This is a genomic window from Streptomyces xylophagus (assembly GCF_000716435.1).
Taxonomy (GTDB): Bacteria; Actinomycetota; Actinomycetes; order Streptomycetales; family Streptomycetaceae; genus Streptomyces; species Streptomyces xylophagus.
The window spans coordinates 1-2,715 of record NZ_JNWO01000071.1 but is presented as its reverse complement, the minus strand read 5'-3'; the positions used below and the strand labels follow the sequence as shown (position 1 = coordinate 2,715).

Genomic DNA, 2,715 nt, shown 5'->3' with positions numbered 1-2,715 from the left:
GGCAGGGTGCGGGCCTCGATGCCGGTCAAGTCACGCGAGCGCAGCACCCGGCCCTCGGGGGCCATGAGCATGCCGCGCAGACAGTCGGCGACCACCGAGATCGGCGGCCCGAAGATCGCAGCAATGTCCTGCCGGGACCAACCGGCCTTGATGCACTTGATGGCGAACGGAACGTCGGTCTTCAGCGCGGGGTCGGGACGCGGCAAGTTCTGCAACTGCACGCCACGCGCGGCCCATCGGCCGGTCTGTGTCGCGCCGTGGTATTGCAGCGAGCCCTTGATCTTGCCGTCCTTGCAGACGCGCTCCGTGAAGGCCTTCAGCTTGGCGATGGACGCCTTACCGGCTTCTAGCCTGATCTCGACCGCACGGCGCGCATCGTCCGGCAGGTCGTCCCGGCCGAGCAGCTTTTCGAGCGTTTCCTTCGAGCAGTTCTCAATCTGATGGTCTGACAGCTCATCGGCCAGACGGGCGTTGACGAACTCTTTGAGCTGCTTGACCGCGCCGAGCGTCGAGACGCGCAGTTCGGTGACCTGGCGCAGCTCGAACTCAAGGGCTTCCTTTTCCTCGTTGCAGATTTTCTCGGCCTTGGCGACCAAGTCCATGTCGACCATGATGCCACGGTCGTTGATGATCTGATCGAGGAACCAAAGCTCCTGCTCGCGCGAGATGAGCTTGGTGACGCGATGCCCGATGCCCTGCTCGACGCGAACGTCTTGCAGACAGTAGTCGTAGATGATCTTGAACTTGTCCGGCGCGTTCTCCGGGGTGAAGCGCGTTTCCGGGTTCTTCTTCGACGGCTTACGCGGCTTGCAGAGCTGCTTGATGACGCGCGAGCCGACATCGTCCTTGCGGATCGGCAGGCCGAAAGCCGGAGCGGCGTGCTCCAACTTCGCGGGCATGTTCATCGCCATCGCGCGGACCATGATGCAACGGTACTGGCGCAGGTCAGGGACCGGCCAGCCGTACTTCGGGCCTGCGACGTACAGCCAGATCAGCCGTTCGAAGTTGGCGTTCCAGGCGTGGACTTCGCCGCCAGCCTTGACGTGGTCGACGATGTCCTGGGGGCAGGGCTCGTCAGGAAACCAGAGCTGCGGTTCATCGTCGCCGAACGCATAGGCGGCGCAAAGAATCTCCGTGCTCTTGTGCTCGGCGTACTTGTGCGCGCCGACATCGGGCAGGTCGATCTCGCTGTACGTTTCCCAATCGAGATGCAGTTCGGCAGGCTTGTGGATCGCCGTGCGACGAGTGACGGGGCCATAGCCGAAGCGCTCGCGCAGAGAGGGGGGAACGTCGATCCCCATCTCGCGCATCATATCGGCGGCGCTGTCGTAGCCGAGCACTTCCCAATCGGCGAATTTGTCTAGGGCTTCATGCCGCATCGTAGCGCCCCGGATGTTTCTCGGTGCTGGTGAGCGGTTGGAAGCCACGGATCGGCGGCAGAAGCGTCGTCCAGATGTACCAGCTACAGTTCATGGTCGGACGGCCTTCGCCGGTCACGTCGAGCCGCCAGGTGAGCGGCAGGATCAACGAGGGCTTGTGCATCGCGAACAGCTCGACGCGGTTCTTGGCGTGGTACAGGCCGCTCGGCAGGAGCATCGCAATGTGGTCGATCCCCAGGATGGTCTGCGCGTGAACGAGGAACTCGTCCGACAGCGAGAAGGGAGGGTTGGTGATGATCGACGGAGCGAGCGGGCGATCCTGCGACAGGAAGTTCACGCCGATCCGGCCGTAGCCACGATCCGTCAGGTTAGACGAGAAGACGTTGAAGCCCGCAGCCAAGAGCTGCTTCGAGATATGACCGGCTCCGCAGGCGTTCTCCCACACGTCGTTCGGCCAGCCGATCTCGCGCAGGGTGGGGATCAAGGCGCGCGTCGTCCCCTCCGCAGTCGGAAAGAACTCATCGCCCTTCTCGCGCTTGCCGTTGCCGCCGTTCATAGCTGCGCCGATATTCTTCACTGTGTCTCCATTGTCGGTGATGCGAAAACGGGCGGGGTACTATCCCCCGCCCGCTGCGCTTCTTAGGCGCTTCGCATGCGGCCCTCCTGCGTTGGTGGAACATCGCTGTCCATTAGTGCAGTGGTCGAAATGTAAGCTGACGCACCTTACACGTCAACTAAATTCCCTAGCCGAGGGGGTCGTCCTCAGCCAGCTCCGAAGTCGCGGTGTTGAAGCCAAACAGTTGCTCATAGAGCGACATGTTGGTGTCGTGCGCCGCCTGCTCGTCGAGAGCTGCCGCTTCGTTCATGCGGATTTTCACCAGGGCGGCGACCTGCTTGAAGTCGACGCCGGTCTCGTCCGAACGACCCTTGATCTCGGTCTTCAGGTCGGCCTTCGAGTCGGTGTATTCCGCCTTCACGTCAGCGAAGCCCTGCTCGATGTTGAAGAGCCGCTCGACGTAGCTCTTCATGACATCGGTGTCGACGTTGTCGGCGTTGTTGGGTTCGTCACTCACGGTGTGTAGCCTCGCGCATGATGGCGATTGCGAAGTCGACCGCCTCGTCCCGATCCATGCCGATAACGTCCCCGTCGTTGACGCTGAACGTGAGCCAGTAGTGCTCACGCGCATTCACTGCGGGGTCCACCGAAGCGATGAGGGTGTCGCCACCCCCATCCTTGAACTTCAGCGTGCGCAGATCGGGGATGCCCCGGTCGTTCTTGAACTTGATCTTCGCCATCAGTCCAGCGCGTCCTCGTCTTCGTCCTCGTCGTCGTCTA

General features: G+C 62.3%; 4 protein-coding genes. All 4 read right to left on the bottom strand.

From position 1 onward, the window contains the following. Positions 1-1,379 (bottom strand): DNA polymerase family A protein (locus OO70_RS50115; protein WP_199827565.1); only part of this gene is annotated, 1,379 nt, incomplete at its 3' end. After that, a complete protein-coding gene (locus OO70_RS51705) occupies positions 1,369-1,956 on the bottom strand; it encodes an SAM-dependent DNA methyltransferase (RefSeq protein ID WP_112921570.1) in 588 nt (195 codons plus the stop codon). The genes OO70_RS50115 and OO70_RS51705, both read right to left, overlap by 11 nt. Before the next feature lie 166 nt (positions 1,957-2,122). Beyond that, positions 2,123-2,452, bottom strand: coding sequence for a hypothetical protein (locus OO70_RS50105; protein WP_030529779.1), 330 nt, complete (start codon positions 2,450-2,452; stop codon positions 2,123-2,125). Beyond that, positions 2,445-2,675, bottom strand: coding sequence for a hypothetical protein (locus OO70_RS50100; RefSeq protein WP_030529778.1), 231 nt, complete (start codon positions 2,673-2,675; stop codon positions 2,445-2,447). Before OO70_RS50100 ends, OO70_RS50105 begins: the two co-directional genes overlap by 8 nt. Between the last annotated feature and the right edge of the window lie 40 nt (positions 2,676-2,715).

Bases quoted from the DNA above. Each gene is read 5' to 3' on its own strand.
- OO70_RS50100 (WP_030529778.1), bottom strand. From the start codon at position 2,675: ATGGCGAAGATCAAGTTCAAGAACGACCGGGGCATCCCCGATCTGCGC.